22 protein-coding genes and 1 pseudogene are annotated in these 23,387 nt (G+C 71.5%); 8 read left to right on the top strand and 15 right to left on the bottom strand.

Annotated elements, in window-relative coordinates; genetic code table 11:
• The first annotated feature begins 3 nt into the window (after nucleotides 1–3).
• Nucleotides 4–1,635, top strand: a complete 1,632-nt coding sequence (gene pruA / locus ACIO3P_RS24535) for an L-glutamate gamma-semialdehyde dehydrogenase (RefSeq protein ID WP_329825552.1) — start codon at nucleotides 4–6, stop codon at nucleotides 1,633–1,635.
• On the opposite strand, the gene ACIO3P_RS24540 is transcribed toward pruA, so the two are convergent.
• The 8 genes from ACIO3P_RS24540 to ACIO3P_RS24575 form a co-directional block, all read right to left on the bottom strand.
• Complete coding sequence (locus ACIO3P_RS24540; RefSeq protein ID WP_329825553.1) at nucleotides 1,614–2,687, bottom strand: isocitrate/isopropylmalate family dehydrogenase; 1,074 nt, start codon at nucleotides 2,685–2,687, stop codon at nucleotides 1,614–1,616. The genes pruA and ACIO3P_RS24540 overlap by 22 nt on opposite strands.
• On the bottom strand, nucleotides 2,684–3,538 hold the full coding sequence (locus ACIO3P_RS24545; protein ID WP_329825554.1) for a DUF6282 family protein: 855 nt from the start codon (nucleotides 3,536–3,538) through the stop codon (nucleotides 2,684–2,686). The genes ACIO3P_RS24540 and ACIO3P_RS24545 overlap by 4 nt, the downstream gene beginning before the upstream one ends.
• Complete coding sequence (locus ACIO3P_RS24550; protein ID WP_329825556.1) at nucleotides 3,520–4,953, bottom strand: AMP-binding protein; 1,434 nt, start codon at nucleotides 4,951–4,953, stop codon at nucleotides 3,520–3,522. The genes ACIO3P_RS24545 and ACIO3P_RS24550 overlap by 19 nt, the downstream gene beginning before the upstream one ends.
• A complete protein-coding gene (locus tag ACIO3P_RS24555) occupies nucleotides 4,950–6,098 on the bottom strand; it encodes an acyl-CoA dehydrogenase family protein (protein WP_401852243.1) in 1,149 nt (382 codons plus the stop codon). The genes ACIO3P_RS24550 and ACIO3P_RS24555 overlap by 4 nt, the downstream gene beginning before the upstream one ends.
• A 9-nt stretch (nucleotides 6,099–6,107) precedes the next feature.
• Nucleotides 6,108–6,872: an enoyl-CoA hydratase-related protein gene (locus ACIO3P_RS24560; protein ID WP_329825558.1), complete on the bottom strand. Its 765-nt coding sequence runs from the start codon at nucleotides 6,870–6,872 to the stop codon at nucleotides 6,108–6,110.
• Entirely contained in the window at nucleotides 6,872–8,020 is a 1,149-nt protein-coding gene (locus ACIO3P_RS24565; protein ID WP_329825560.1) for an FAD-dependent oxidoreductase, read from the bottom strand. Before ACIO3P_RS24565 ends, ACIO3P_RS24560 begins: the two co-directional genes overlap by 1 nt.
• Before the next feature lie 158 nt (nucleotides 8,021–8,178).
• Complete coding sequence (locus tag ACIO3P_RS24570) at nucleotides 8,179–8,640, bottom strand: VOC family protein (protein WP_329825561.1); 462 nt, start codon at nucleotides 8,638–8,640, stop codon at nucleotides 8,179–8,181.
• Nucleotides 8,637–9,410 (bottom strand): NAD(P)H-dependent oxidoreductase, encoded by a 774-nt coding sequence (locus ACIO3P_RS24575; RefSeq protein WP_329825563.1) that lies wholly within the window; start codon nucleotides 9,408–9,410, stop codon nucleotides 8,637–8,639. The genes ACIO3P_RS24570 and ACIO3P_RS24575 overlap by 4 nt, the downstream gene beginning before the upstream one ends.
• A 603-nt stretch (nucleotides 9,411–10,013) precedes the next feature.
• Here ACIO3P_RS24575 and ACIO3P_RS24580 point away from each other — a divergent pair.
• Nucleotides 10,014–10,142, top strand: a complete 129-nt coding sequence (locus tag ACIO3P_RS24580) for an LPFR motif small protein (RefSeq protein WP_329825564.1) — start codon at nucleotides 10,014–10,016, stop codon at nucleotides 10,140–10,142.
• Nucleotides 10,143–10,238: 96 nt separating this feature from the next.
• Here the strand turns inward: ACIO3P_RS24580 and ACIO3P_RS24585 are convergent.
• Nucleotides 10,239–10,334, bottom strand: a pseudogene (locus ACIO3P_RS24585) (iron-containing redox enzyme family protein); the annotation flags it as partial.
• Between the two features lie 70 nt (nucleotides 10,335–10,404).
• A complete protein-coding gene (locus tag ACIO3P_RS24590) occupies nucleotides 10,405–10,863 on the bottom strand; it encodes a MarR family transcriptional regulator (protein WP_329825566.1) in 459 nt (152 codons plus the stop codon).
• Nucleotides 10,864–11,049: 186 nt separating this feature from the next.
• Between ACIO3P_RS24590 and ACIO3P_RS24595 the strand changes: the two genes are divergently transcribed.
• Nucleotides 11,050–12,273 (top strand): cytochrome P450, encoded by a 1,224-nt coding sequence (locus ACIO3P_RS24595; protein WP_329825567.1) that lies wholly within the window; start codon nucleotides 11,050–11,052, stop codon nucleotides 12,271–12,273.
• 15 nt (nucleotides 12,274–12,288) lie between these two features.
• On the opposite strand, the gene ACIO3P_RS24600 is transcribed toward ACIO3P_RS24595, so the two are convergent.
• Nucleotides 12,289–13,371 (bottom strand): Kelch repeat-containing protein, encoded by a 1,083-nt coding sequence (locus tag ACIO3P_RS24600; protein WP_401852249.1) that lies wholly within the window; start codon nucleotides 13,369–13,371, stop codon nucleotides 12,289–12,291.
• A 241-nt stretch (nucleotides 13,372–13,612) separates the two neighbouring features.
• Nucleotides 13,613–14,305, bottom strand: a complete 693-nt coding sequence (locus tag ACIO3P_RS24605; RefSeq protein WP_329825570.1) for a TetR/AcrR family transcriptional regulator — start codon at nucleotides 14,303–14,305, stop codon at nucleotides 13,613–13,615.
• Between the two features lie 262 nt (nucleotides 14,306–14,567).
• Between ACIO3P_RS24605 and ACIO3P_RS24610 the strand changes: the two genes are divergently transcribed.
• The 5 genes from ACIO3P_RS24610 (at nucleotide 14,568) to ACIO3P_RS24630 (ending at nucleotide 20,667) form a co-directional block, all read left to right on the top strand.
• Nucleotides 14,568–15,881, top strand: a complete 1,314-nt coding sequence (locus ACIO3P_RS24610; protein WP_401852250.1) for a UDP-glucose dehydrogenase family protein — start codon at nucleotides 14,568–14,570, stop codon at nucleotides 15,879–15,881.
• 52 nt (nucleotides 15,882–15,933) lie between these two features.
• Nucleotides 15,934–17,142 (top strand): glycosyltransferase, encoded by a 1,209-nt coding sequence (locus ACIO3P_RS24615; RefSeq protein ID WP_401852252.1) that lies wholly within the window; start codon nucleotides 15,934–15,936, stop codon nucleotides 17,140–17,142.
• A gap of 127 nt (nucleotides 17,143–17,269) precedes the next feature.
• The gene (locus ACIO3P_RS24620; protein WP_401852255.1) at nucleotides 17,270–18,232 is read left to right on the top strand and encodes a UTP--glucose-1-phosphate uridylyltransferase; all 963 of its coding nucleotides are present in this window, start codon (nucleotides 17,270–17,272) and stop codon (nucleotides 18,230–18,232) included.
• A gap of 68 nt (nucleotides 18,233–18,300) precedes the next feature.
• Nucleotides 18,301–19,923, top strand: coding sequence for an MDR family MFS transporter (locus tag ACIO3P_RS24625; RefSeq protein WP_401852258.1), 1,623 nt, complete (start codon nucleotides 18,301–18,303; stop codon nucleotides 19,921–19,923).
• A 66-nt stretch (nucleotides 19,924–19,989) separates the two neighbouring features.
• Nucleotides 19,990–20,667 (top strand): GPP34 family phosphoprotein, encoded by a 678-nt coding sequence (locus tag ACIO3P_RS24630; RefSeq protein ID WP_401852261.1) that lies wholly within the window; start codon nucleotides 19,990–19,992, stop codon nucleotides 20,665–20,667.
• A 48-nt stretch (nucleotides 20,668–20,715) separates the two neighbouring features.
• Here ACIO3P_RS24630 and ACIO3P_RS24635 read toward each other — a convergent pair whose 3' ends face one another.
• Genes ACIO3P_RS24635 through ACIO3P_RS24645 form a run of 3 tightly spaced genes read right to left on the bottom strand, consistent with a single transcriptional unit; the run spans nucleotide 20,716 to nucleotide 23,282 of the window.
• A complete protein-coding gene (locus tag ACIO3P_RS24635; protein WP_401852263.1) occupies nucleotides 20,716–22,437 on the bottom strand; it encodes a DUF6297 family protein in 1,722 nt (573 codons plus the stop codon).
• On the bottom strand, nucleotides 22,437–23,120 hold the full coding sequence (locus ACIO3P_RS24640; RefSeq protein ID WP_401852265.1) for an ATP-binding cassette domain-containing protein: 684 nt from the start codon (nucleotides 23,118–23,120) through the stop codon (nucleotides 22,437–22,439). The genes ACIO3P_RS24635 and ACIO3P_RS24640 overlap by 1 nt, the downstream gene beginning before the upstream one ends.
• A gap of 36 nt (nucleotides 23,121–23,156) precedes the next feature.
• The gene (locus tag ACIO3P_RS24645; RefSeq protein ID WP_401852267.1) at nucleotides 23,157–23,282 is read right to left on the bottom strand and encodes a hypothetical protein; all 126 of its coding nucleotides are present in this window, start codon (nucleotides 23,280–23,282) and stop codon (nucleotides 23,157–23,159) included.
• Nucleotides 23,283–23,387: the final 105 nt, after the last annotated feature.

A 23,387-nucleotide genomic window follows, 5' to 3' on the forward strand; every position in this document is an offset into this window, starting at 1 on the left:
GTGATGACCGCGACACCGGCCGGCCGCACGGCCCTGTTTCCCATCGGCCCGACCGCCCCGCTGGCTTTCGGCCCCGGCTCGCCGGAGCGTGAACGCGTCACGGCCGCCCTGAAGGAGATCCGCTCCGCGGGCTTCGACATCGCGAACGTGATCGACGGCCGCGAGGTCCGCACCGGCCGGACGGCGCCGATCGTGACCCCGCACGAACACGCGTACTCCTTCGGCCAGGTGCACCACGCCGGCCCGGCGGAGACGGCGAGCGCGATCGAGGCGGCCACCCGTGCCTCGGCCTGGTGGGGGAGCCTGCCGTGGGAGGAGCGCGCAGCCCCGTTCCTGCGGGCCGCGGACATGCTCGAGTACGGCCCGTGGCGCGACCGGCTCAACGCCGCCACGATGCTGGAGCTGTCCAAGACGACGTACCAGGCCGACATCGACGCCGCCTGCGAGACGGTCGACTTCATCCGCGCCAACGTCAAGAACATGCTCGACATGTACGACGTGCAGCCCGGCTCCGACCCCGGTGCCTGGAACCGTGTCGAGTACCGGCCGCTCGAAGGCTTCGTGTTCGCGGTGACCCCCTTCAACTTCACCTGCATGAACAACCTGGCCTTCGGCCCGGCCCTGCTCGGCAACACGGTGGTGTGGAAGCCCGCCGAGAGCGCCTCCCTGGTCGCTCATCTCTCCCTGCGGCTGTTGCGTGAGGCGGGCCTGCCCGACGGTGTCGTCAACCTCGTGTACGGGACCGGCCCCGACGTCGGCCCGACCGTCCTGGCCCACCGCGATCTGGCCGCCGTCCACTTCACCGGCTCCACGACCACGTTCCGGCACATCTGGCGCACGGTCGGCGAGAATGTCGCCGGCTACCGCAACTACCCGCGTGTGGTGGGGGAGACCGGTGGCAAGGACTTCATCCTGGCCCACCCCAGCGCCGACGTGGAGGCCCTGGCCGTCGCGTGTGTGCGTGGCGCCTACGAGTTCCAGGGGCAGAAGTGCTCGGCCGCCTCCCGTCTGTACGTCCCGCGCAGCCTGTGGCCGGCACTGAAGGAGCGGCTCGTCGCGCTCACCGAATCGGTGAGGGTCGGCGACCCGACCCGGCCGGAGACATACGTCGGCGCCGTCATCAACGCCCGCCAGCACGCCCGGCACGCCGAGGCCCTGGCGCGGGCGCGCGCGGAGGGCCTGGTGGTCGTCGGCGGCAGGACGGACGACTCCGTCGGCTGGTTCGTCGACCCCACGATCCTCGAAGTCGACGACCCCCACTCGCCGTTCCTCACCCAGGAGCTCTTCGCCCCCGTCCTCACGGCGTTCGTGTACGACGACGCCGAGTGGGCCGAGACCCTGGAACTCGTCGACAGCTCCACCCCCTACGGCCTGACCGGGGCGGTGTTCGCCCAGGACCGGGCCGCCGTCGAACAGGCGGACGCGGCACTCCGCTACACGGCCGGAAACTTCTACGTCAACGACAAACCCACCGGCTCGGTCGTCGGCCGGCAGCCCTTCGGCGGCGCCCGCGCCTCCGGGACCAACGACAAGGCCGGAACCGTCTGGAACCTCATCCGCTTCGCCAGCCCCCGCACCACGAAGGAGAACCACCTCCCGGCCACCGACCACCGCTACCCGCACCTCGACGTCTGACAGGCGCTCTCCAGGTATCCCAGGACGCGCTGGTTGAACTGGTCCATGTCGGACAGGCCGGTGGCGCCGTCGGAGGCGAGGTCGTAGGTGGGCGGTCCGTCGGCGACCGTGGCCTCCAGGGCGGCCCGTACCGCGCGGGACAGGCCGAGCGGCTGGAGGTCGGGACACCAGTCGAGCAGGTCGGCCAGGGCCAGCCAGGCGCCGGTGGGGTTGGAGCGGCGGCCGCCGGTGCGGTGCGGTGCGGTGCCGTGGGCGGGCTCGAAGAGCGCTGTGACCCCGTTGCCGAAGGCGCGGTCCGGGTTGACGGTCGCCGAGCCGCACAGGGCGGGCGAGCCCGCGCGGGCGCACACGATGTCGGAGAGGATGTCGCCGAAGATGCCTTCGGTGACGATCACGCCCGGCAGCTCCGGGTACTTGACCAGCTCGTAAGCGGCGCGGTCGACGTTGGCGTCGTCGAAGGCCGTACCGCTCTCGTGGGCGATCCGGCGCCACAGCCTGGAGGTGGCGAAGACGCTCGCCTTGTCCACACTGATCGCGCGCCGGTCCGGCTGCCGCGCCGCGTAGCCGGCGGCGATGGCGAACACCTCGCGCACCCGGTCCGGTTCGAGGACGACCCTGTCCTCGGCCGCGCGGTCGCCGTCGGACTCCTGCCGGAGGTCAGGGCTCGCGTAGGCGCCGCCGGTGATGTTGCGGACGATCACCACGTCGCCGCTGCCGTCGCCGGGCACCCACACCGTACGGATGCTGACGCGCAGGTCGAAGATGTGCCGCAGCTCGATCAGCGCGGCCTCAGGGTTGGGGCACTGGGCGGAGGTGACGCCCGGATGGGCGCCGACGGCGCCGGAAAGCACCACATCGGCCGCGCGGCAGGCGTCGACGGTCTCCGGCGGGAGGATCGAGCCGGTCCGCAGCCAGCCGGTGGTGCCGTACGGGTGGGGGCCGGTCAGGGTGAGGGGCGCGCCGTCGGACCGGAGGCGGCGCAGGTAGGCGAGGGGCCCGTCGAGGATTTCCGAGCCGATTCCGTCTCCGGGGAGAAGAGCGATGGTGGTCATGGCAGCAGGAGGCTCCGCGTCGTGGTGGTCATGATGGCTGCGGCGTTGTGGGCGCCGACGCGCTGTTCGAGGTGGTGCAGCCAGGGGGCGACGGCGTCGGCGGGTGTGGCGTGGTGGGCGTGGCCGAGGTCCCCGCCGAACACCAGCAGGGAAGGGGGACAGCTTCCGGTCAGGGTGAGGCTGGAGTGCTCGGGCCTGCCCAACAGATCCGGCAGGATGCCGAGTTCGAGGTGGGCGTCCAGCCGCCGGAGTTCCGCGGCGGCGGCGTCGTTCCAGTGCAGGAACGCCATCTTGGGGTGGTTGACCAGCAGCCGTCGTACGCCCCGGCGGCGGGCCTCGGTGAACAGCACCACCGTCTCCTCGGCCGACAGGTGCCCGCTGGCCAGCAGCAGGTCGTGGGCGGCGACGGCGTCGAGGACGTCGTACCACTCCGGGCGCAGCCGGCCGTTCTCGACGACGTCGACCGGGCGGAGTTCGAAGCCCCGGTGCACGGACAGCTCGGGGGAGGCGGCGCCGGCCTTGTGCGTGCGCGAGGACACCGTAGGCATCCACACGACACGCCCGCCGAGTCGCGCCGCGACCTCCACGGCGTCCGGATTGGCCCCGCCGACCGGGCTGTTGAGGACGATGCCGCCGTGGACGTGCTCGCCCGCGATCGCGGCACGCTCGACGGTGCTGCCCTCGTGAGCCTTCAACACGACGGTACGGAAGCCCTGTCGGCGCTCGGCGGCGACGGTGGCCGCGTCGTCCCCGTGGCGGGGCAGCAGGCTGGGCGTGGCATGGACGTGGAGATCCGCCATGTCGACCGCCCAGTCGGGAAGGCGGGTACGCGTCACGTCAGTTCCACCCATCGGAGCACCTCCTGTTCGGCGAGCAGCCGGCGCTGTACCTTGCCCGCTGCCGCGTCGCGTGGAATCCGTGCGACGCGGGCGATAATCACGGGTCGCATGAAAAGCGGCAGTTGGGCGACGGCCTCGGCGATCTCCTGGTATGGCAACGGGTCGGCCGCCGCGTAGAGCACCACCTCGTCGTCGACCAACTCGCCGGGACGCTTCCCCAGGGCGAAGTCGGTCAGGCCCGGCACGCGCGCGAGATGGTTCTCGACGAACGGGACGGGTACGAACTCGCCCTTGACCCGGATCGATTCCGAGCCCCGCTCCACGAACACCAGGTCTCCGTCGGCGTCGAGGCGCCCGAAGTCGCCGGTGTCGAACCAGCCGTCGGCGTCCCGGCACGGGTCGACGCCGTCCTCGGTGAGGTAGCCGCCGAACAGGGTGCCGGGCTCCCGCTCGCGCACCTGGATCAACCCGGCTCCGTCCAGCCGCCATTCGATGTCCGCGCGGGCCGGGCCGCCGTGCCGGCCGGCGTCGGGCGGCAGGTGGCCCTCGGCGGTCCACCGCTTGAGGTGGGTGACCCCGGCCGCCTCGGTCGAGCCGTACCCGGACACGGCGGCCGGGACCGAGAACCGCTTCAGGAACTCACCGTCGGCGTAGAACATGGTGCGGACCCGGTGCCCGGCCGCGTCCTCGGCGGTGGTCGCCCTCTTGAGGATCTCCACCGGTGGGGCGTGCAGTACGAGTGCGGTGACCCGCTGCTCCACGACGTCCGGCCAGAAGCGGCGCGCGGAGAACCTCTCCACCGTGAGCGCGTCGGCCCCCGCGTGCAGGGCGCCGAGGATGCCGTAGCCCATCGGGTTGATGTGGAACAACGGCAGGGGCGCCAACACGCGTTCCGCAGGCTGGAGTTCGAGGGCGCCGCTGATCGCGCGGGCCAGGCGCAGGAAGTACGCGTTCGTCTGCACGCAGAACTTGGGCAGGCCCGTGGTGCCGGAGGTGTGCATGTACGACACGGTGTCCAGGGGGCCGGTGGCCGTCCCCGGCAGTCCGGCCGGGTCCGCGACGCCCGAGGTGCGGGCGTCCCCGAGCCCGTCGGCCCCGATCACCAGGGCGGGGTCGAGCCGGCGCAGCATCTGTTCCAGCAGACCGGCGGGGTAGGTCGGGTTGACCAGCGCGACCGGGGCGCCGGCGAGGACGCACGCCATCCAGGTCAGCAGATAGTCGGTGGAGGCCGGGGCGACGAGCGCGACCCGCTCGCCCGGGGCGATGCCCGAGCCGAGGAGACGCCTCGCCCGTCCGGCGGCGAGCGCGAGGGCCTCGTCGAGCCGGAGCTGGTCGTCCACCGTGCCCAGGCGCAGCCCGGGACGGCCCGCCGCCCGGTCGGTCAGCATGCCGGCGAGGGTGCTGGTCAGCGCGAAGGTGGTGGTCATCCGAGCCCCTCGTGGCCGGGGTCCTTCAGGACGCGGCGCGCGATGTGGTTGCGCAGGATCTCCGCCGAACCCCCGGCGACCTTCAGCACCTTGATGTCGTTGACGATGTCCGTGTACGGCTCGTCGAAGTAGAGGCCGTGCCCGCCCACCAGGCTGTAGGAGGCGTCGCCGGCCCGCTCGGCCGCGCGGATCGCGAGCCGTTTGGCGGTGGAGGTGTGCAGGGCGATGTCCTCGCCGCGCGCGTGGGCGAGCGCGGCGTCGTCCCGGGCCAGGGAGGCGGCCCGGAGGTCGCACCAGGCGTCGGCCACCAGCCACTGGATGCCCTGGAAGTCGGTGACCACGCTGTCCCCGACCTGGCGCCCGCCCGCGTACCGGAGCCCCAGTTCCAGGGCCCGCCGTCCGAGTCCGATCAGCTCCGACGCGTTGCCCAGCCGGCTGATGTTGAAGGTGGACAGGAAGGTCTTCAGCCCACCGCCCGCCGGACCCAGCAGCGCGCTGTCGGGGACGCGTACGCGGTCGAAGCACACATCGGCCGTACGGATCAGCCGCAGTCCGATCGGGTCGGTGACCTCGGTGCTGATGCCCGGCAGGGTCATGTCGACGAGGAAGCTGGTCAGGCCCTCGGGCGCCATCGCGTAGACGAGCGTGACATCGCAGTCGGCCCCCAGGTTCACATGGGTCTTGGCGCCGGTCAGGATCCAGTCCGAGCCGTCCCGTTCCGCCGTGGCCTTCATCGACTTGAACGAGGAACCGGCGTCCTTCTCGCTGATCGACTCGGAGAAGACGATCTCCCCGGTGGCGATGCCCCGCAGCCACCGCTCCTTCTGCTCCTCCGTGCCCCAGTCCAGCAGCCAGCGCTGTCCCTGGGCGGCGATCTGCCCCGACACCAGCCCGTGGCGGCCGACCTCCTCGCTGATCACCACGTACGCGGCCACACCGCCACCGATTCCCCCGTGTTCGGTGGGGACGAGCGGTCCGAGGAAGCCGAGCCTGCCGAACTCGGCGTACAGGTCGCGGGGGAACTCACCGGCGCGGTTGGCCGCGTCGAGGCGTACACGGTGCTCCTCGCCGAAGGCGGCGAGGGCGGCGACCGTGGTGTCGATCCAGGTCCTGGTGTGGGCGTCGGTACGCAACGTCGGGTACATCCGCTCTCCTCAACTCCGGTCGGTGCGGCGGGAACTGTCAGGGGTCCGGCGGGTCAGCGACCACATCTGGCGGGCCCGCTCGATCTCGACGGCCCGCTCCCAGGCGGTGCCGTCCAGCACGGTCAGCCGCAGGTCGGCCTTGAGAGCGCGGGCGAGTTCCGGGTCCGCGGCCAGGTGCGTGACCAGCTCGCGGGCGGTCGGGTGGAGGTCGTCGGCGGGTACGGCGGCCCAGGCCAGCCCGAGGCCGACCGCCTCGGAGCCCCGCACGCGCCGGGCGAACACACCCATCGCGGCGGCGGCCGTCGGACCGGCCGCGCGGCCGAGCAGGTGGAGGTGGCCACCGCCGGGGTGAAGGCCGACGGCGGCGAACCCGGAGACCAGCAGGGCGTCCTCCGCCACCACTCTCAGATCGGCGGCGAGCGCCAGATTCAGGCCCGCCCCGACGGCGGCGCCGTTGACCGCGGCGACGGACGGCACGCGCAGGCCCGCGAACCGCCGGAACCCCGCGTACAGCACGTCCAGACCCTCGTGGCCCTCGTCGGCGGGGGCGGAGCGCAGCGAGGTCAGCACGCCGGTGTCCGCGCCCGAGCAGAACGCCCGCCCGACGCCGGTGATCACCGCTGCCCCCACCTCGGGGTCGGCGTCGATCCGGTCGCAGGCGGCGATCAGATCCCGCGAGGCCCGTGCGTCGAGCGCGTTACGGGTCTCCGGTCCGTCCAGCGTGATCCAGGCGACGCCGTCCCCGGTCTCGACGCCGATCCGTGTGGCCCCCATCAGAACACCAGCCCGGCGGTGTCGACGTGCGCCTCGGCGAAACGCTCCAGGCGCAGCGCGCGGATGTCGACGCCGCGTACACCGCCGTCCACGATCTCCTCGGCCACCAACCGCCCCGCCACCGGGGCCTGGATGACGCCGTGCCCGGAGAACCCGCAGGCGTTGACCCAGCCCGGCGCGCCCGGGGCCTCGCCGAGCACGGGATGGTGGTCGGGGGTGTTCTCGTACGTGCCCGCCCAGCATCCGGCGCGGTCCAGCGGCAGTTCGGCCAGCCACGGGAAGCGGGCACTGCCCCGTTCCAGCACCTTCTCCCGCCACGGCCAGTCGACACGGACGTTGTGGCCGTCGACCTCGTCCGGCTTGGCGCCGGCGAACAGCAACCGGTCGCCCTCGCTGCGCAGGTAGACCCCGGAGCCCACGTCGATGGTCATGGGCAGCGGACCGGGCAGGGCGCCCGGCGCGGTGGCGTAGACATTGCGCCGCGAGTGCACCACCGGGACCTCCAGGCCCGCCAGCGCGGCGACCTCCCCGCCCCAGCCGCCGGCCGCGTTGACGACGTACCGGCAGTCGACGCTCTCGCCGCCGGCGGTGACCCGCCAGCCGTCGCCGGCCTGCCCGACCGCGGTGACGCGCCGGCGGAAGCGGACCCGGGCGCCCAGGGCGCGGGCCATCGTCAGCCAGGCCCCCGCGGCCAGGTGCGGGTCGACCACCCCGTCGGCCGGACCCCAGGTCGCCCCGGCGATGCCGTCGGCCGCGAACGGGGTGATGGCCCGGGCGGCGGCCACGTCGAGGACGTCGACGGGCACACCGTGCGCCCGCTGGAGTTCCACGGCCCGCAGATGGTCCGCCCAGGCGTGCTCGGGGACCAGCAGGAGGTAGCCGGACGCCCGGTAGCCGATGTCGAAGCCATGGGTCTGTTCGAAGTCGCGGTACGCCTGGATGCTCCGCCACGACAGCTCGATGTTGAGGGCGTCCGCCCACTGGGCGCGGACCGAGGCGAACGACCGGCCGCTGCTGCCCTCCGCAGGCCCGTCGAACACCTCCAGGACAGTGACGTCCAACCCCCTGCGGGCGAGTTGGAACGCGCAACTGGCGCCGATCACTCCGGCGCCCACGACAACGACGTCGGTACGGTCGCGTACGGTCATCGGACCTCCGTCCATCGGGATGCGAGGACGGTACGACCGGGCGCCACCGCGGCGCTTCGGCGCGGAGACGGGAATCCGGCGCCCGGATTCCTACAGATGTCGAAACGTCCCACCAGGTCCCTCGGCGCTCGGCCGGGTGCCGGTGGGCCGCGGGCGGGCTATCGGGACGGGCCGGTGGAGCGGATCTGCAGGACCACTCCCGCGCCGTCGCCCGCGGTGTCGAAGTAGGTGAACCCGCTGCCGTCCGGCCGTCGTCCGCGCAGCAGGACCTCCAGACCGAGATCCGTCGCCAGGTCCTCGGCGGCGTCGCACGCGGGCACGCCGAAGCCGAGGTGGAAGACCCCCTCGCCGTGCGTCTCCAGGAAGTCCCGCTGGGGACTCCGGCCCCTGCCCGGCCGGCAGAGCTGAAGCTGGACGTTGCCGAGGTCGGCGTACTTGTACGTGAGGTCCAGGAACGCGTCCCGGTCAGGCACTTGGAGGTCGCCCTCGAAGGCTGCCAGAGAGGGGAAGTCGTGCCACGGGCCCACGCCCTTCGACTCGTACGAGGCGACGGACCTCTCGATGTCGTGGACCACGATGCAGAGGTGGTGCAGCGTCCGGAACACCGGCGTGTCACTCATGAGACCGACTCCTTCCCGTCCGCAGGGCCCGCCGGGTTCCACTGGAAGCCGCTGCGCGCCACCACCCCGGGCCTGAGCCGTTCGTCGGGGCCGTAGTCCCCGGCGGGGTGGAAGAACAGGGGCTCGGTGTCCTCCAGGGCCAGCAGACGCCTGCCGTACTCCTCCAGGTACGCCTCCCGCTCATCGGGCGATACGCGGCCCGGCATCCAGGCGACGTACGGCGGCAGCACGTCGAAGCCGAGGTAGCGGAAGATCCCGTTGTGGACGGGCCAGAGGATGTGGTTGATGTCGCCGTCGATGCCGTCCGGCTCGTACAGGCTCGACGCCGTGCCGGTGGTCGCACTGACCATGGCCCGCCGGCCCTTGAGCGCGCCGGTGTCGTACTTCCGCCCGGCTCCGTAGGCGAACCCGCGGGCCATCGTGCGGTCGACCCACCCCTTGAGGATGGCGGGCATGCCGAACCACCACATCGGGAACTGGAAGATGATCAGGTCGCTCCGGATGACCTTCTCCTGCTCCGCCCGGACGTCGGCCGGGGTGAGCCCCGACGCCGACACACGCTCCTGCTCCTTGGCGACATCGAGGAAGCCGGGGTGGAGGCGTGTTCCCGGAAGGTCGTCGGCATCGAGCGCGGCCTTCCAGCCGAGCCGGTACAGATCACTGACCACCACCTCGTGCCCCGCCTGTTCAAGCACCTGCACGGCTCTGTCCTTCAGCGCGCCGTTGAACGAGTGGGGTTCCGGGTGGGCGAATACGATCAGCACGTTCACGAGGAGACTCTCCGTGGTTAGGCCATGGGCCGGCGCGGGACAGGGGCGGAAGGCCGGGCGACCTCCGGCCCGCTCTTCGCCTCAGCCGGCGCTCCCGACCTGCGAAGTGTGCCGTTCCGTACCTCTGATCGTCAATGGTCAGGCCATTACCTGCCGGTCTTCGCGGCGCGGCGCACTGCCGGTGCCGGTGCCGGTGCCGGGCCGGACCTGGTCCCGTCGCCCGACCGGTTCCTTACGGGAAGCGGACCTGGGCTGCGGCGAACAGAATTCGTCTGGTCGCACCCAGTGACAGTGGCAGTGGCAGTGATATGGCGGCGATATGTGATAACGCGCGCGGCGCCATTACCGGCCGACTGTCGGCGATACGCCGGTCCCGCTTTCCGCCGGCGCCGGCGGATCGAATTTTTAAGCCCCGGATTGCGTTTCGCTCGATTTCCCGTGTGGCGAGGCGGTGTTCGGTCCGATTCGATTCGACGCGCGAGCCTGATGAGTGATGGCGTGAGCGTCATATTGTTTCCGGGAGTGTTTCCGGGGCAGGGGAAGTGAACGGCCGCACAGCGGCACCTCGCCCGGCACGGCCGGGCACATGTACTGGAGGATCGCATGCTCAAGGCCATCGCAGACGTATTCCGCGCCATCGGCGGAGCCATCGCCACCGTCGTCACTCTTCCGTTCCGGGCCATTGCCCGCCTCTTCGGCGGAGTCTCCGACAGTGCGCACGGCCGCCACTGAGCGAGCAGGTGAACGGCTCAATCGCCGTTCGGGAAATTCCGGGGCCGCCGTCAAAAGTCGCAGTGGTGTGCGACGCGTCCATATGCGGGGTACCTGACCGGGATCCATCATCAGAGCGGCGAAGGGCCGGGCGTGGATGCGCTCGGCCCTTCCGGCACCGAATTCCTCGTATTCCATGGTCGCCATCGCGGCGTAATTCGGGCGACATCAGCCGCTGGCGTGGCCGGCGCTCCCCGGTCCGGCCGGATCCGGACGGCAGGGCCTAGCGGGGCCAGGCCCTGCCGGTGAGGCGTTCGATGTCCGTGTTGAACTGCTGGAGGTCGTCGAGGAAACGGCTGAGGCGTTCGGGGGACCAGTCCGCGACCACTTCGGTCAGTCCCGTGACGACCCTGTCCCGGTCCGCGGTGACGCGCTCCCTGCCCTTCCGCGTGATACGGAACTTGCGGGCCACGCCTCCGGCGGGGTCCAGCATGCGTTCGACGAGTCCGTCCTTGAGCAGGGCGGCGGTCTGCCGGGTGAAGGTGGAGGCGGCCAGGCCGAAGGCGTCGACGAAGTCGGCGACGGACATGGGGCCCTGTACTTCGAGCCGGTTGAGGAGCACGTACGCGCTGCGGTCGAGGGCGTCGCTGCCGTGCAGACGGCGGGGTGTCGTCATCTCGCGGTGCCGCGTGAGGATCAGCAGCTCCCGTTCGAGGCGCTCGCCGGCCTGTTCGGCATCCATGTCAACCGCCTTCGACTTTCGTAGGGACGCGTCCACAATACGCCACGAAGTGCACCATGCATTTCGCATGTCTGATGCACTCGTTGTGCATGATGCATTCGCTGTGTAGCGTGCATTTTCGTGAATGCTTCCGCACCGGCGCCGGTCGTCGGACGGGAACGCCACCGTTGACGAGGGAGATCCCCCATGAGCCAGAGCGAACAGACCGTGCGCTACCCCCTGCCCGTGGAGGGGCCACTGGAGGCGCCGGCCGCATGGGACCGCCTGCGCCGGCAATGCCCGGTCGCCGGCGTCGAGTTGCCCAGCGGCGACCACGCGACACTCCTCACCCGGCACGGGGACGTGAAGGCCCTGCTGTCCGACCCCCGCTTCGTCCGCCCCACCGCCGCCGACAACGCGGCCCGCCTCGCACCCGACGGAGCCGGTGGATCCGCAGTCACCAGCGACAACGCGCTCTCCCTGCCCACCAAGGGCGAACCGCACCAGCAGTGGCGGCGCCGGGTCAGCAAGTGGTTCACCGCCAAACGCATGGCAGCGCTGCGGCCCGGGATGACCGCCACGGCCGATCGGCTCATCGACGCCATGGTCGAGCGCGGCCACCCCGCCGACCTCAAGGCGAACGTGGGCTTCCTCCTGCCCGTGTACGTCATCTGCGACATGCTCGGAGTGCCCGCGACCGACCGCGACCGCTTCTCCCACTGGTCCGACGCGATGCTGAGTATCACCCGCTTCTCCAAGGAGGAGATCGAGACCGCGCAGACCGAGTTCATCCAGTACATGTCCGAGCACATCGCCGCCAAGCGGGAGAACCCGGCCGACGACCTGCTCAGCATGATGATCAAGGAGAGCGAGGGGGAGGGGGAGGGCCACGGGCTCTCCGACTCCGAACTCGTGGCCACCGGTATGGGCCTTCTGGTCGCCGGACACGAGACCACCGCCAACATGATCGGCAAAATGGTGGCCATGCTCCTGGCCGACCGAGGCCGCTGGGAACAACTCCTGGGCGACCCCGCACTCGTACGCACCGCCGTCGAGGAAGCGCTCCGCTTCGACACCAACCTCGGCTTCGGTCTCAGGCGCTACATCAGCGAGGACATCGAGATCGGCGACGAGACGGTCCCGCGCGGCACCACCGTGATCTGCAGCATGCCGGCGGCCAACCGTGACGCGGACGTCTTCGACGACGCCGAGGAGATGAACCTCGCCCGCACCCCCAACCCCCACCTGATCTTCGGCGCGGGCCCGCACTCCTGTCTCGGGCAGGCGCTGGCCCGTACCGAACTCCAAGTCGTCCTGGAAGCGCTGCTGCGCAAGCTGCCCACCCTCGAACTGGCCGTGCCCACCGAAGACCTGGAGCGGGTGGAGGGTCTTCTGGTGGGCGGCCTGCGCCAGGTGCCCGTCCGCTGGTGACCTCCAGGGGCGGTGTCACTCCGCCAGGGTCAGTTCCAGTGTGTCCGTACTCGCGCCGCCTCCGCAGGTGAGCGCTCCTCCGACGAAGTAGGCGCGGTCTCCGATCCGGGCGGCGCCGAACGCGTGCCGTCCCTGTGGCAGCGCGGGGAGAGTGGACCAGCGGTCCGTGCGCGGGCTGTAGGCCGTCACGTCGTCGTAGGTGCCGGTCGGGTCGGCGCCCCCGGCGGACTTGCACTCGCCGCCGGCGAAGACGATACGGCCGTCCACCACGGCGGCGGCGCCGGCGGAGCGGGGCGTGGGAAGGGGCGCCGCCGAGGTCCACCGACGGGTCAGCGTGTCGTAGACGTCGTGGCGTGCCAGGTTGTCCGCCACATCCGCCACCCGACCACCGAAGACATGGATGCTGTCGCCCAGAACGGCGATCCCCAGGTGATCGCGGGGTTCGACCGGCAGCGGCGGGGCCTGGGTCCAGCTCCGCCGCGCCGGATCGTAGACCAGATGGGTCCGGACCGTCCCGAACCCCTGCGAGATCGGTGGCTGCGTGCCCGGCACCGTCACGACGGTGCGTGAGTCCCGTCCGCCGATCAGATGCAGCTTCCCGCCCACCGCCGCGACCCCGACCGACCCCAGCTTCCGGGGCATGTCGGGCAGTCTCGTCCAGATGTCGTTCCGCGGGTCGTACACGAACGCCGCCTGTTGCGGGTCGAGGTGCACGATGTCGGTGAATCCGCCGAACGCGTACAACGTGCCGTCCAGCACCGCCACACCCACATGGGTGAGCGGCCGAGGCAGTGGAGCGTGCTGCGACCAGCGGTCGGCGCGTGGGTCGTAACTGGTCACCAGAGTGGTCGTGAACTCAGGTGCGTCGTCGCCGCTTTGTACGGTGCCACCGACGACGTACACCCTGCCGTCGAGTGCGGCGACCCCCATCTCGGCACGCCCTTCGGGCATCGGCGCTCCGGCGCGCCACTGTGCTGCACGGTCGCCGACGCGCTCCGCCGCCGACGCGCCCGCGGCCGGTGCCACCGGTCCGACACCGACGACCGAGAGGCTCCCCACCGCCACCGCGACCGCCGCTGCGCCGAGCACCTTTCTCACCACGGCTTTCCGTCGTCCGGCCCGTCCCTGACCCACCGTCGAAACCCGAACCACCATCATCGCCTCCGCATCTCGGTCACCGGGACGTGATCGCCGCGACGGGCACAAGCGGGAAGTGGAGTCGCGGATCACGTCTGCGTCCAAGCTCACGCGGTCCGGCTCGTCGGGTCCAATACCTCTTCCGAGCCGTCGATGCCCTCCCGCTATCGGCGCTGGTGGACGATGGCCGGTGGCGACGGGTTCAGCAGGAGCCGCCCGGGGCGGCCGGGGGCGGCCCGTCACTGCCCGGAACCCCGGGACAGCAGCCGTCACCCGCTCGCTTCTCCGTCCCGCCCGGCTTCAGCAGCGAGTCGACAGCCGCCGTGAGATAGGGCAGTACGGCGGTGTCCGGTGCGGAGCTGAGCGCGGGCGGCTGGACGGCCAGCCGCATCAGTGTCATGCCCAGCACCAGCGCCGCCAGCAGTTCGGCGCGGACCTCGGCGTCGGGGCCGTCCAGACGTCCGGCGAAGCTCTCCGAGAAGACCGCGGTCACATCGGCGCGCATGCGTCCGACGGCCTCCTCCCGGTTGGGCGAGCGGAGCATCGTCAGCACCGGATGCGGTATCTCGCCTTCTCCCGGGCCTTCGAAGGCGATTTGGTGAACCCATTCCGCCACCTCCTCCAACGGCAGGTGAAGCAGGGGTTCGAACACGGCGGTGCTCCTGGTCACGACCGCTGCGAAGAGCCGCTGTTTTGAGCCGAAGTACCGGTAGACGAGGGCGGCGTCGACATCGGCGACCCTGGCGATGTCGCGGATGCTGGTGCCGTCGTACCCACAGGTCCCGAAGCACCTGGCCGCGGCGCTCACGAGAGCCGCCTGGGTGCCCGCGGCATCGTATTTACGGGGCGCGGTGCGGCCGGAGCCGCCCCGTTTCGCCTCTTCGGGTCTGTCCATCTGGTTCTCCTCCGTCGGGCCGTTCCGTACATGCTCCCGGTGCCGGCCCGCGCTGTCCAAAAGCCGCCAACCAATGTCATCGATCGTTGACAAATGGTTAGGCGGGCGAAGTAGCTTGTCGATGCGGGCCGTTGATCTCCGACACCCGCCCTATGTGTTCAGGTCCGACGACGGCGTCGGACCTGTTCCCCTGCTGGTGATACGGCCGAGGCGCCGGCCCTCGGTGAGGCTGAAACTCGAACAAGCGGAATCGGTGATTCTCATGGGACTTCGACATATAACCGTCATTGGAACCGGCTATGTCGGTCTGACCACCGGCGCCTGTCTGGCCTCCCTCGGACACCGGGTGGTGTGCGCGGACGCCGACGAGGGCAAGGTCGAACGGCTCCGGCGGGCGGAGGTCGACATCCTCGAACCGGGCCTTACGGAAGTCGTCCGCGAGGGGCTGGAATCCGGCCGTCTCGAATTCGTGAGGGACACCCGGGCGGCCGTCGAGGAGGCCGAGGTCGTCTTCCTCTGCCTGCCCACCCCGATGGGCGTCGGAGGCGCCGCCGACCTGGCCGCCGTCGAGGCGGTCGCCGACGAGGTCCGCGACCGCCTGCCGCGTGGCTGCACGGTGGTCAACAAGTCCACCGTGCCGGTCGGCACCGCCGAGCGCGTCGCGGCCCTGCTCGGCCGCCCCGACGTGACCGTGGTGAGCAACCCGGAGTTCCTCCGCGAGGGACACGCGGTGGACGACTTCCTCCACCCCGACCGGATCGTGGTGGGCGCCGCCGACGCGGACGCGGCCCGGCTGGTGGCCGACCTGTACGTGGACATCGACGCACCGCGCGTGGTCACCGACACCGCCGGCGCCGAACTCGCCAAGTACGCCGCGAACTTCTTCCTCGCGATGAAGCTGTCGTTCGCGAACAACCTGGCCACGCTCTGCGAAAGTCTCGGCGCGAACATCGACGACGTGGTCGCCGGCATCGGCCACGACCCACGGATCGGCGGCGCCTTCCTCAAGCCCGGGCCCGGATGGGGCGGTTCCTGCCTGCCCAAGGACACGCACGCGCTGCTGCGCGTCTGCGAGGAGTCAGGCGTCGAGTTCCCGCTGCTCCGGGCCACCATCGAGACCAACGTCGAGCACCAGCGCCGGCTCGTCGAGCGGGTGACCGCCGGATGCGCGGGGGCGGACGGTTCACTGCGCGGCGTCCGGATCGGGCTGCTCGGTCTCACCTTCAAGGCCGGCACCTCCGACCTGCGCGACTCGCCCGCCCTCGCCATCGCCCGCCTGCTGCGGGAGCGGGGCGCCGAACTGCGCGCCTACGACCCGGCCCTCAGCGAGCTCCGCCCCGACCTCGGCGATCTGCTCACCATCACCGGTACCCCCCTCGAAGCGGTCGACGGGGCCCGCGCCTGCGTCGTACTCACCGAGTGGCCGCAATTCCGCGACCTGGACTGGGAGGCCGTCGCCGGGCGGCTCGCCGCGCCGCTCGTCTACGACTTCCGTAACATCCTCGATCCGGCACGGCTCGACAGGGCCGCGCTGACCTGGGAAGGCATCGGTCGTTCGCTGGCAATGGCCAGTTGACCGCGCGGCCTTCCCTTCCACCCCCCTCTCAAGCCCCGAAGAAAGGCTTGTCGTGCGAGTACTGTTCACCACGCTCGGTAGTCCCTCCCACGGTCGCGCACAGCTTCCGCTGGCCCGGGCGTTCGCCGCGGCCGGACACGACGTCCTCGTGGCCACCACCCCGACCCTCGCCTCCGTCTTCGAACAGGACGACGTCCGGGTGACCGTCTGCATGAGCGATTTCACGCCACAGTCCTTCATCACCCCCGAACTGCTTGAGGAGGCGATGCGGCCGGGCCAGGACGGTGAGCCGCAGGACGCCATGGCGCGCCTCATGCCCGAGATCACCTCCGGCCCGATGGCCAGGAAGCTGTGGGAAGAGATCCTTCCGGTGGCGCGGGAGTTCGCCCCCGACCTCATCCTGCGCGACGGCATGGACCTGAGCTCCTGCCTGATCGCGGAACACCTCGGCATCCCGCAACTGCCCACCCCTTCTGGCACGAACAACCTCATCGACCCCGCCATGGTGCTGCCCGGCCTGAACGTCCTGCGGAAGGAATTCGGGCTGTCCGCCCAGGAGGACCCGCTGTCGCTCGTCCCCCACGGGCGCGTCGACTACGTACCGGCGGCCTTCTCGTTCGCCCAGCACCTGCCCTCGTCGTGGTCCTACCGGCAGACCGTGACCGTGGACCGCAGCTCGGTCCTGCCGGAGTGGATCGCCCAACTGCCCACCGACCGCCCCCTGGTGTTCGCCGCGCTCGGCACCGCCCTTCCGATGATCAGGGAGATGGGGGCCGAGGCGACCGGGCCGTCGCTGTTCCCGATGCCGGACCCGGTGGACACGCTGCGGTTGATGATCGAGGCGGTGTCGCGGCTCGACGACTGCACCGTGGTCGTCGCCACCTCCGGCATCCCGGCGGACACCGAGGGCCTGCCGCCGCATGTGCACGTCACCGACCGGGTGCCGCAGCCCCTGCTGCTGGAGTCCGTCGACGCGTTCCTCACCCACGGCGGCTTCAACAGCATCCGGGAGGCGCTGCGCACGGCCACCCCGATGGCGGTGCTGCCCCAGTTCGGCGACCAGCCCGCCAACGCGCGCCGCGTCGAGGAACTCGGCCTCGGCCGGGAGATCACCGACATCACCGCGGACGGCATCACCAAGGCCGTACGCGAGGTACTGACCGACCCCGGCATCCGGGCCAGGACGCGCGAGGCCCGGCTTGCGATGCTGGCGCTGCCGGAGATCGACAGCGCCGTGGCCGACCTGCAGAAGATCGTCTGACACTCGCCGGACAGTCCCCCCCCGGCCGGGGCCGAGCCCCCTGGGCCCCGGCCGGGGGCTCGGCCCCCTTCTCATGCCCCGCCCCGCCTCCGTCCACCGTACGAACACGCAGCGAAAAAGGGTTCCCATGTCGCCTTCCCCGCCCCCTGCCACCACCGTCACCAAGGCCGTGATACCGGCCGCCGGCCTGGGCACCCGCTTCCTCCCGGCGACGAAGGCCATGCCCAAGGAGATGCTGCCCGTCGTCGACCGCCCGGCCATCCAGTACGTGGTGGAAGAGGCCGCCGGCGCCGGTCTCTCCGATCTGCTCGTGATCACCGGGCGGAACAAGCGCCCGCTGGAGGACCACTTCGACCACGCCTGGGAACTGGAGGAGGCCCTGACCCGCAAGGGCGACGAGGGCAGGCTGCGCAGTGTCCGGGAGTCCACCGCGCTCGCCGCGATCCACTACGTCCGGCAGGGCACCCCGGCGGGCCTCGGACACGCCGTGCTCTGCGCCCAACAGCACGTGGGGGACGAGCCGTTCGCCGTACTCCTGGGCGACGATCTCATCGACCCGCGCGATCCACTGCTCACCCGGATGATCGAGGTACGGGAACGGTTCGGCGGCAGCGTGGTCGCGCTGATGGAGACCGACCCCGCCTCGATCCACCTGTACGGCTGCGCGGCGGTCGAACCCACCGCACAGGACGACGTCGTACGCCTGACCGACCTGGTGGAGAAGCCCGCCCCGGGGCAAGCCCCCAGCGCGTACGCGGTCATCGGACGCTATCTGCTGGACCCGGCCGTGTTCGAGGTGCTGCGCCGCACCCCGCCCGGCCACGGCGGCGAGATCCAGCTCACCGACGCCCTGCGCGAACTGGCGCACGGCGGCGCCACCTCCCCGGGCGGCCCGGTCCACGGCGTGCTGTTCACCGGACGGCGCTACGACACCGGCGACCGCGCCGAGTACCTGCGCACCATCGTCCGACTGGCCTACGAACACGACGACCTCGGCCCCGGGTTCCGGGAGTGGCTGACCGCGTTCGTCGACGCCGAACGCGAGGCCCCCACCGCGGCGGCCGACGGCGGCCCGGGTGTCGCGGCATGAGCGGCGGGAGCGGAGGAAGCAGGGGGAGCGGTGGAAGTGGCGGGAGCGGAGGAAGCGGGGGGAGTGACATGACCACCTCCGACGCGGCCCGGCCCGGCGCCACGGGCGCCCCCGCCGGACCCGCGCGGCTGGAACACCGGCAGATCGTCACCGTGCTGTCCGGGCTCATGCTCGGCATGTTCCTCGCGGCGCTCGACCAGACCGTGGTCTCGTCCGCGCTGCGCACCATCGCCGACGATCTGCACGGGCTGACCGCGCAGGCGTGGGTGACGACCGCGTACCTCGTCACCGGCACCATCGTCACGCCGCTGTACGGAAAACTCTCCGACATCTACGGCCGCCGACCGGTGTACCTGTGCGCGATCGTGCTGTTCGCCGTGGGCTCGCTGCTGTGCGGCTTCGCCACGTCGATCTACGAACTGGCGGCCTTCCGCGCGGTGCAGGGTCTCGGCGGCGGCGGGCTGATGTCGCTCGCCATGACGATCATCGCCGACCTCACCTCGCCCCGGGAACGCGGCCGGTACCAGGGCTACATCACGGCGGTCTTCGCCGGTGCGAGCATCGCGGGACCGCTCGTCGGAGGGGTGTTCGCGGGGCAGGCCACCCTGCTCGGGCTCGACGGCTGGCGCTGGATCTTCCTGCTCAACGTGCCGCTGGCGGCGCTCGCCGTCGTGGTGATCCTGCGGGTGCTGCACGTCCCGCACCAGCCCGTACGCCACCGCCTGGACTACGGCGGGGCGCTGGCGCTGGCCGTCGGTATCGTCCCCCTGCTCATCGTCGCCGAGCAGGGCCGGGCCTGGGGCTGGCTCTCGGCCCCGGCGCTGGCCGCGTACGGGCTCGGACTGGCCGGTCTGCTCCTCTTCGTCCTGCTGGAGCGCCGGATGGGGGATGCGGCCCTACTGCCGCCACGGCTGTTCCGGATTCGGGCGTTCCGGATGGGAGCAGTCCTGCACTTCGTCGTCGGCATCGCCATGTTCGGCACCATGACGACGCTCCCGCTCTACCTCCAGCTCGCGAAGGGCATGAGCCCGGTGGAGGCGGGTCTGGCCACGCTGCCCACCGTGGTGGCGAACGTGTCGGTGACGCTGCTGGTCGGGCGGCTGATGTCCAGGACGGGGAAGTTCAAGGTCCATCTGGTCCTGGGCATCGCCTCGTTGACGCTCTCCCTGCTGGTGTTCGCGACGCTCCGCGCGGACAGCCCTCTGTGGTACGTCTCCATCGGCATGCTGCTCATGGGCGCCGGCCTCGGCGCCGCGATGCAGACCATCACCACGCTCGCCCAGTCGGAGGTGCCCCGCGGCGACATGGGGGCGGCGACCGCGGCGGTGAACTTCTTCCGGTCCAACGGCGGCACGGTGGGCGCCGCCGCCTTTCTCTCCATCCTCTTCTCCCTCGCGGGCACACGGATCACCGAACGCCTCACCGCGGCGTCGGCCGAACCGGCCTTCCGCCGGCTCACCGAGGAGCCGGACAACGCCCGCGCCCTGGACGGCGTACTCCGCGCCGACGGCAGTGTGAACCTGGAGGACTCGGCCTTCCTCCGCGCCCTCGACCCCCGCGCCGCCCAGCCCTTCCTGGAGGGCTATGTCAGCGCCATGCAGGCCGTCTTCCTCACCGGCGCCGTCGTCGGTCTCGTCGCCTTCGTGATCGCCGCCTGGCGGGTGCCCGACACCAAGCTGGCGGACGAGTGAGCCGTGTATGTCATTTAGTGGCATAGTGTCTCTTGAAGACACTGTGAGGGCAGGGAGGGCGAAGCGATGGGTCAGAGCCTGCCCCAGCGTCTCCATCTGCTCTGCTACTCCGTGGACCAAGGGAAGTTCGAGGCCGTCAATCTCCAGGGGCTCGGCCAGTTGCTGCGTGCCGGGGCGCTGGCCGAGCTGACCCTGGAGGGGCTGCTCACCGCCGACCGGGGCAGGGTCCTACGACACGCCGCCGAGCCGCCGGGCGATCACTTCCTCGCCGAGGTGTGGCGTGACGTACCCGAGGAGCCGACGCACTGGCTCCGGATCGTGCACCACAAGGCCGCCACGGCCGAGCAGCCCGTACGCGACCAACTCGCCGCCTCGGGAGCCGTCACGCTCCCGAGGCGGCGAGGTCCGTCGCCGCTCGCCTCGCACCACGTCACCGTGAACGACCCGCAACAGGTCCTCGCCCTGCGGGAGACGGTACGCGAGACGGTGGTGGCCGGTCTCGATCCCGCGGCCCTCCCGGCGGACGCGCTGGCCATGGCGGTGCTCCCCGTCGAATGCGAGAGGACCAGTGTGTTCACGAGAAGGGAACTGCGCGAACACAGGCTCACACTCAGGGCGTTCGCCGAACGCCTCGACGAACTCGTTCCCGGTCTGCGCAGGGCGTTGCGCGACTCGTTCCTGTTGAGCAGACACGCCGGGGGCGTCGGGGGCGCTGGGCACGCCGGGGGCGTCAGGGGCGCATGAGTGCAGCCCCGCTCCAACGAGGCTCTGCCGGGCGGCGGTTACCCGGCTTCACCGCCCGAGCCCCGTCATGAGGCGCGTTCGCAGCCAGGTGCGTACTGCCGTGAACAGCGGCTCTCGCGCATCGGAAGGCCGGAAGCCGTGAAGCCGGTGGGCCGTGCGCCGGGCCCACCACAGTCCGCATGCCCCCACGAGCAGCAGCCAGGCCAACTGCCCCGCGCCGACCTGGTCCTGGCGCGTCGCCGCGACCATCACCGGCGTGGTCAGGGCCAGCGCTCCCAACGGTCCGCGTCCGTACCAGACGGCCGTCTGGAGCGCGGCGGTGTTGCCCATCGGCGTCTCCCCGCCGATCAGTACCTGCGGCGGGACCGCACCACGGTACGCGCTCACCAGCGCCGCGCCCACGAGAGCCGGTACCGCCGCGAGGAGGACGAGGTGCCCCGGTGCCCACCATCCGGCCGCCCGTGACAGGACGAGGCTCACGCCCGTCCCCGCGATGAGCAGGGCGCCGGGCACGAGCGCGTGCCGCAGTGCGAGCGCCCTGAACGTGTAGGGAAGGCCCGAGGAGCGGCGGAAGTCGTCGCTCTCGACGCGAGCCGGCTCGGCCAACTGGGCCGCGGCCAGGTACCCGGCCACCAGGGGCAGGGCGCACAACACGATCTGCCCGCGCGGCTGCCCGGCGGAGGCGAACGCGCTCAGGGCCACGGCGGCGGCCGTCCACAGCGCTCCCCATATCAGCCGACCCGGCGCGCGCAACAACGCCGTCGCGTCCCGCCACGGCACGAGCAGCCACGGATGGCGCGGTACGGGCAGCCGCAGCGCGGGCCGGGACCCCCGCCGCCGCGGGTCGCGCACGGTGGAGCGGGCCTGCCGCAGGTCCAGGGCGAAGAGCGACGCGGTCAACTGCGAGGCCACGGTGGCCCGGGAACGCAAGGTCGCCTCCGGGATCCGCGGGGTCCCGCGCCATGCCAGGAGCAGCGCGGCGAGCACGCACACCGCGGAGAGGGCGGCCCCGGCGCCCCATCCCGGTGCGTCGTGCCCGGCGGCGGAGACCAGCGGCTGGGCCGCCCATCCCCAGGGGCCGGACCACAGCAGCACCGGGCCGGCCCACGAACTCCCGTCCCGGACAGCCGCGTCGACCGACAGCACCGACACGCCGGCCAGAAGGACCCAGGCGGCCCCGAAGACCCGGGCGCCGTAACGCCTGACCGTACGGTCGTGGCGCTCGACCAGCGCCCCGGTCGCGACGGCCGTGAGCGCCGTGGCCAGACCGGCCCACGCCCCCGCCGCCGTGAGCGGCGCCCATCCGCCGGCTCCGGCCACGTACAGCAGATATCCCAGCACACCGCCCGTGACCGGCCCGACGAACGCCGCCAAGGACACCGAAGCGAGCAGTCTCGGCAGCAGGAGCGGGCCGCGGAGGATCGGCGACGGCAGCAGCCAGGACACGGTGGGCAGATCCACCAGCACCGGGCCCCTCCACAGGGCGTTCCGCGCCACCAGCAGCAGCGCCAGCGCCGACAGGGCCGGCGCGGCCACCGGCAGACTCGCCTCCACCTGCCGCGCGGTCTCCCCGTGCCACGCGCCGCGCTCCCCGGCCCGGGCGGCGGCCGCCAGCAGCGGGGCGCCCCAGAACACCGTGAACAGCGCGACGACGTACCCGGCGAACGCGCTGTTCTTCCGCCTCTCCCGGCGGTACGAGGCGCGTGCCTCGCGAAGGAACTTCAGCGTCCGCTCCGTGCGACCGGCCGGTCCCTCCGCCGTACCGGACATCAGTGGGCCCCTCCGGCGAGCGGTCCGGGTTCCACGACGGCGGCTCCGTCCTCCAGCGTCACCACCCGGTCCGCCACCGCCCGCGCCAGCGCGTCGTGATGGGTGGCGATCAGGATCGCCACCCCGCCCTTCTTGTGCGCCGCGAGCCGCCGCGCCAGTTCCTCCCGGGCCCGTGCGTCCAGTCGCTGCTCGGGTTCGTCGAGGATCAGCAGGTCGTGCGGCCGTACGAAGGCCGAGGCCAGCGCCAGCGCCTGCGTCTGCCCCGACGACAGCGCCGACGGCAGGGTATGGGCATGATCGGTCAGGTGATGGTCCGCCACGACCTGGTCGACCGCGTCCCCGGCATCCGTGCCCAAGCCGTGCGCCAGTGCCACCAGCATCAGATGTTCCCGCACCGTCAGGTCCGGATAGTGTGTGCCCGCGTCCATCACCGTGGCGATACGGGCCCGGATCGTGGGAGTGTCCTCGTCGACCGGTCCGCCGTCGAAGACGACGCTTCCCGACGTCGGCCGTTCCCGGCCCGCCGCCAGCCGCAACAGCGTGGACTTCCCTGCCCCGTTGCCACCCACCAGGGCCACGCACTGCGCCGCGGCGAGGTCCAGGGTGACCGACCGCACCACCCACCGCTCTCCGTAACGGCGTCCGACGTCGGCCAGTTGGAGCAGTGGGGTGCCGCACGTCACGTTGATACACACCTTCGTCCGTTGGTACGGGCCAAGTTACCGTCCGTGCGCGTACGGGAACATCCCGGCGTCGGTGCCGAAGGCGATCCTCACGTCCGTACCGGCGGGGCGTCGCAGCCCTTCGCGCAGATCCCGCGCGTAACGGCGGTAGGCGTGGCGCATCTTGGGCGGCTGCTCCTCCTGGAGGCTCTCGTCGTCCAGCCTCGCCAGAAGTACGTCTGCACGTACTGGGTCGGTACGAGGAAGGTGCCGTACTCGGCCATGAGC

Source organism: Streptomyces sp. NPDC087310 (assembly GCF_044744405.1).
Classification (GTDB): domain Bacteria; phylum Actinomycetota; class Actinomycetes; order Streptomycetales; family Streptomycetaceae; genus Streptomyces.

Bases quoted from the DNA above. Each gene is read 5' to 3' on its own strand.
- pruA (WP_329825552.1), top strand. From the start codon at position 4: ATGACCGCGACACCGGCCGGCCGCACGGCCCTGTTTCCCATCGGCCCG.
- ACIO3P_RS24540 (WP_329825553.1), bottom strand. From the start codon at position 2,687: ATGACCACCATCGCTCTTCTCCCCGGAGACGGAATCGGCTCGGAAATC.
- ACIO3P_RS24545 (WP_329825554.1), bottom strand. From the start codon at position 3,538: ATGGGTGGAACTGACGTGACGCGTACCCGCCTTCCCGACTGGGCGGTC.
- ACIO3P_RS24550 (WP_329825556.1), bottom strand. From the start codon at position 4,953: ATGACCACCACCTTCGCGCTGACCAGCACCCTCGCCGGCATGCTGACC.
- ACIO3P_RS24555 (WP_401852243.1), bottom strand. From the start codon at position 6,098: ATGTACCCGACGTTGCGTACCGACGCCCACACCAGGACCTGGATCGAC.
- ACIO3P_RS24560 (WP_329825558.1), bottom strand. From the start codon at position 6,872: ATGGGGGCCACACGGATCGGCGTCGAGACCGGGGACGGCGTCGCCTGG.
- ACIO3P_RS24565 (WP_329825560.1), bottom strand. From the start codon at position 8,020: ATGACCGTACGCGACCGTACCGACGTCGTTGTCGTGGGCGCCGGAGTG.
- ACIO3P_RS24570 (WP_329825561.1), bottom strand. From the start codon at position 8,640: ATGAGTGACACGCCGGTGTTCCGGACGCTGCACCACCTCTGCATCGTG.
- ACIO3P_RS24580 (WP_329825564.1), top strand. From the start codon at position 10,014: ATGCTCAAGGCCATCGCAGACGTATTCCGCGCCATCGGCGGAGCCATC.
- ACIO3P_RS24590 (WP_329825566.1), bottom strand. From the start codon at position 10,863: ATGGATGCCGAACAGGCCGGCGAGCGCCTCGAACGGGAGCTGCTGATC.
- ACIO3P_RS24595 (WP_329825567.1), top strand. From the start codon at position 11,050: ATGAGCCAGAGCGAACAGACCGTGCGCTACCCCCTGCCCGTGGAGGGG.
- ACIO3P_RS24605 (WP_329825570.1), bottom strand. From the start codon at position 14,305: ATGGACAGACCCGAAGAGGCGAAACGGGGCGGCTCCGGCCGCACCGCG.
- ACIO3P_RS24610 (WP_401852250.1), top strand. From the start codon at position 14,568: ATGGGACTTCGACATATAACCGTCATTGGAACCGGCTATGTCGGTCTG.
- ACIO3P_RS24620 (WP_401852255.1), top strand. From the start codon at position 17,270: ATGTCGCCTTCCCCGCCCCCTGCCACCACCGTCACCAAGGCCGTGATA.
- ACIO3P_RS24625 (WP_401852258.1), top strand. From the start codon at position 18,301: ATGACCACCTCCGACGCGGCCCGGCCCGGCGCCACGGGCGCCCCCGCC.
- ACIO3P_RS24630 (WP_401852261.1), top strand. From the start codon at position 19,990: ATGGGTCAGAGCCTGCCCCAGCGTCTCCATCTGCTCTGCTACTCCGTG.
- ACIO3P_RS24635 (WP_401852263.1), bottom strand. From the start codon at position 22,437: ATGTCCGGTACGGCGGAGGGACCGGCCGGTCGCACGGAGCGGACGCTG.
- ACIO3P_RS24645 (WP_401852267.1), bottom strand. From the start codon at position 23,282: ATGCGCCACGCCTACCGCCGTTACGCGCGGGATCTGCGCGAAGGGCTG.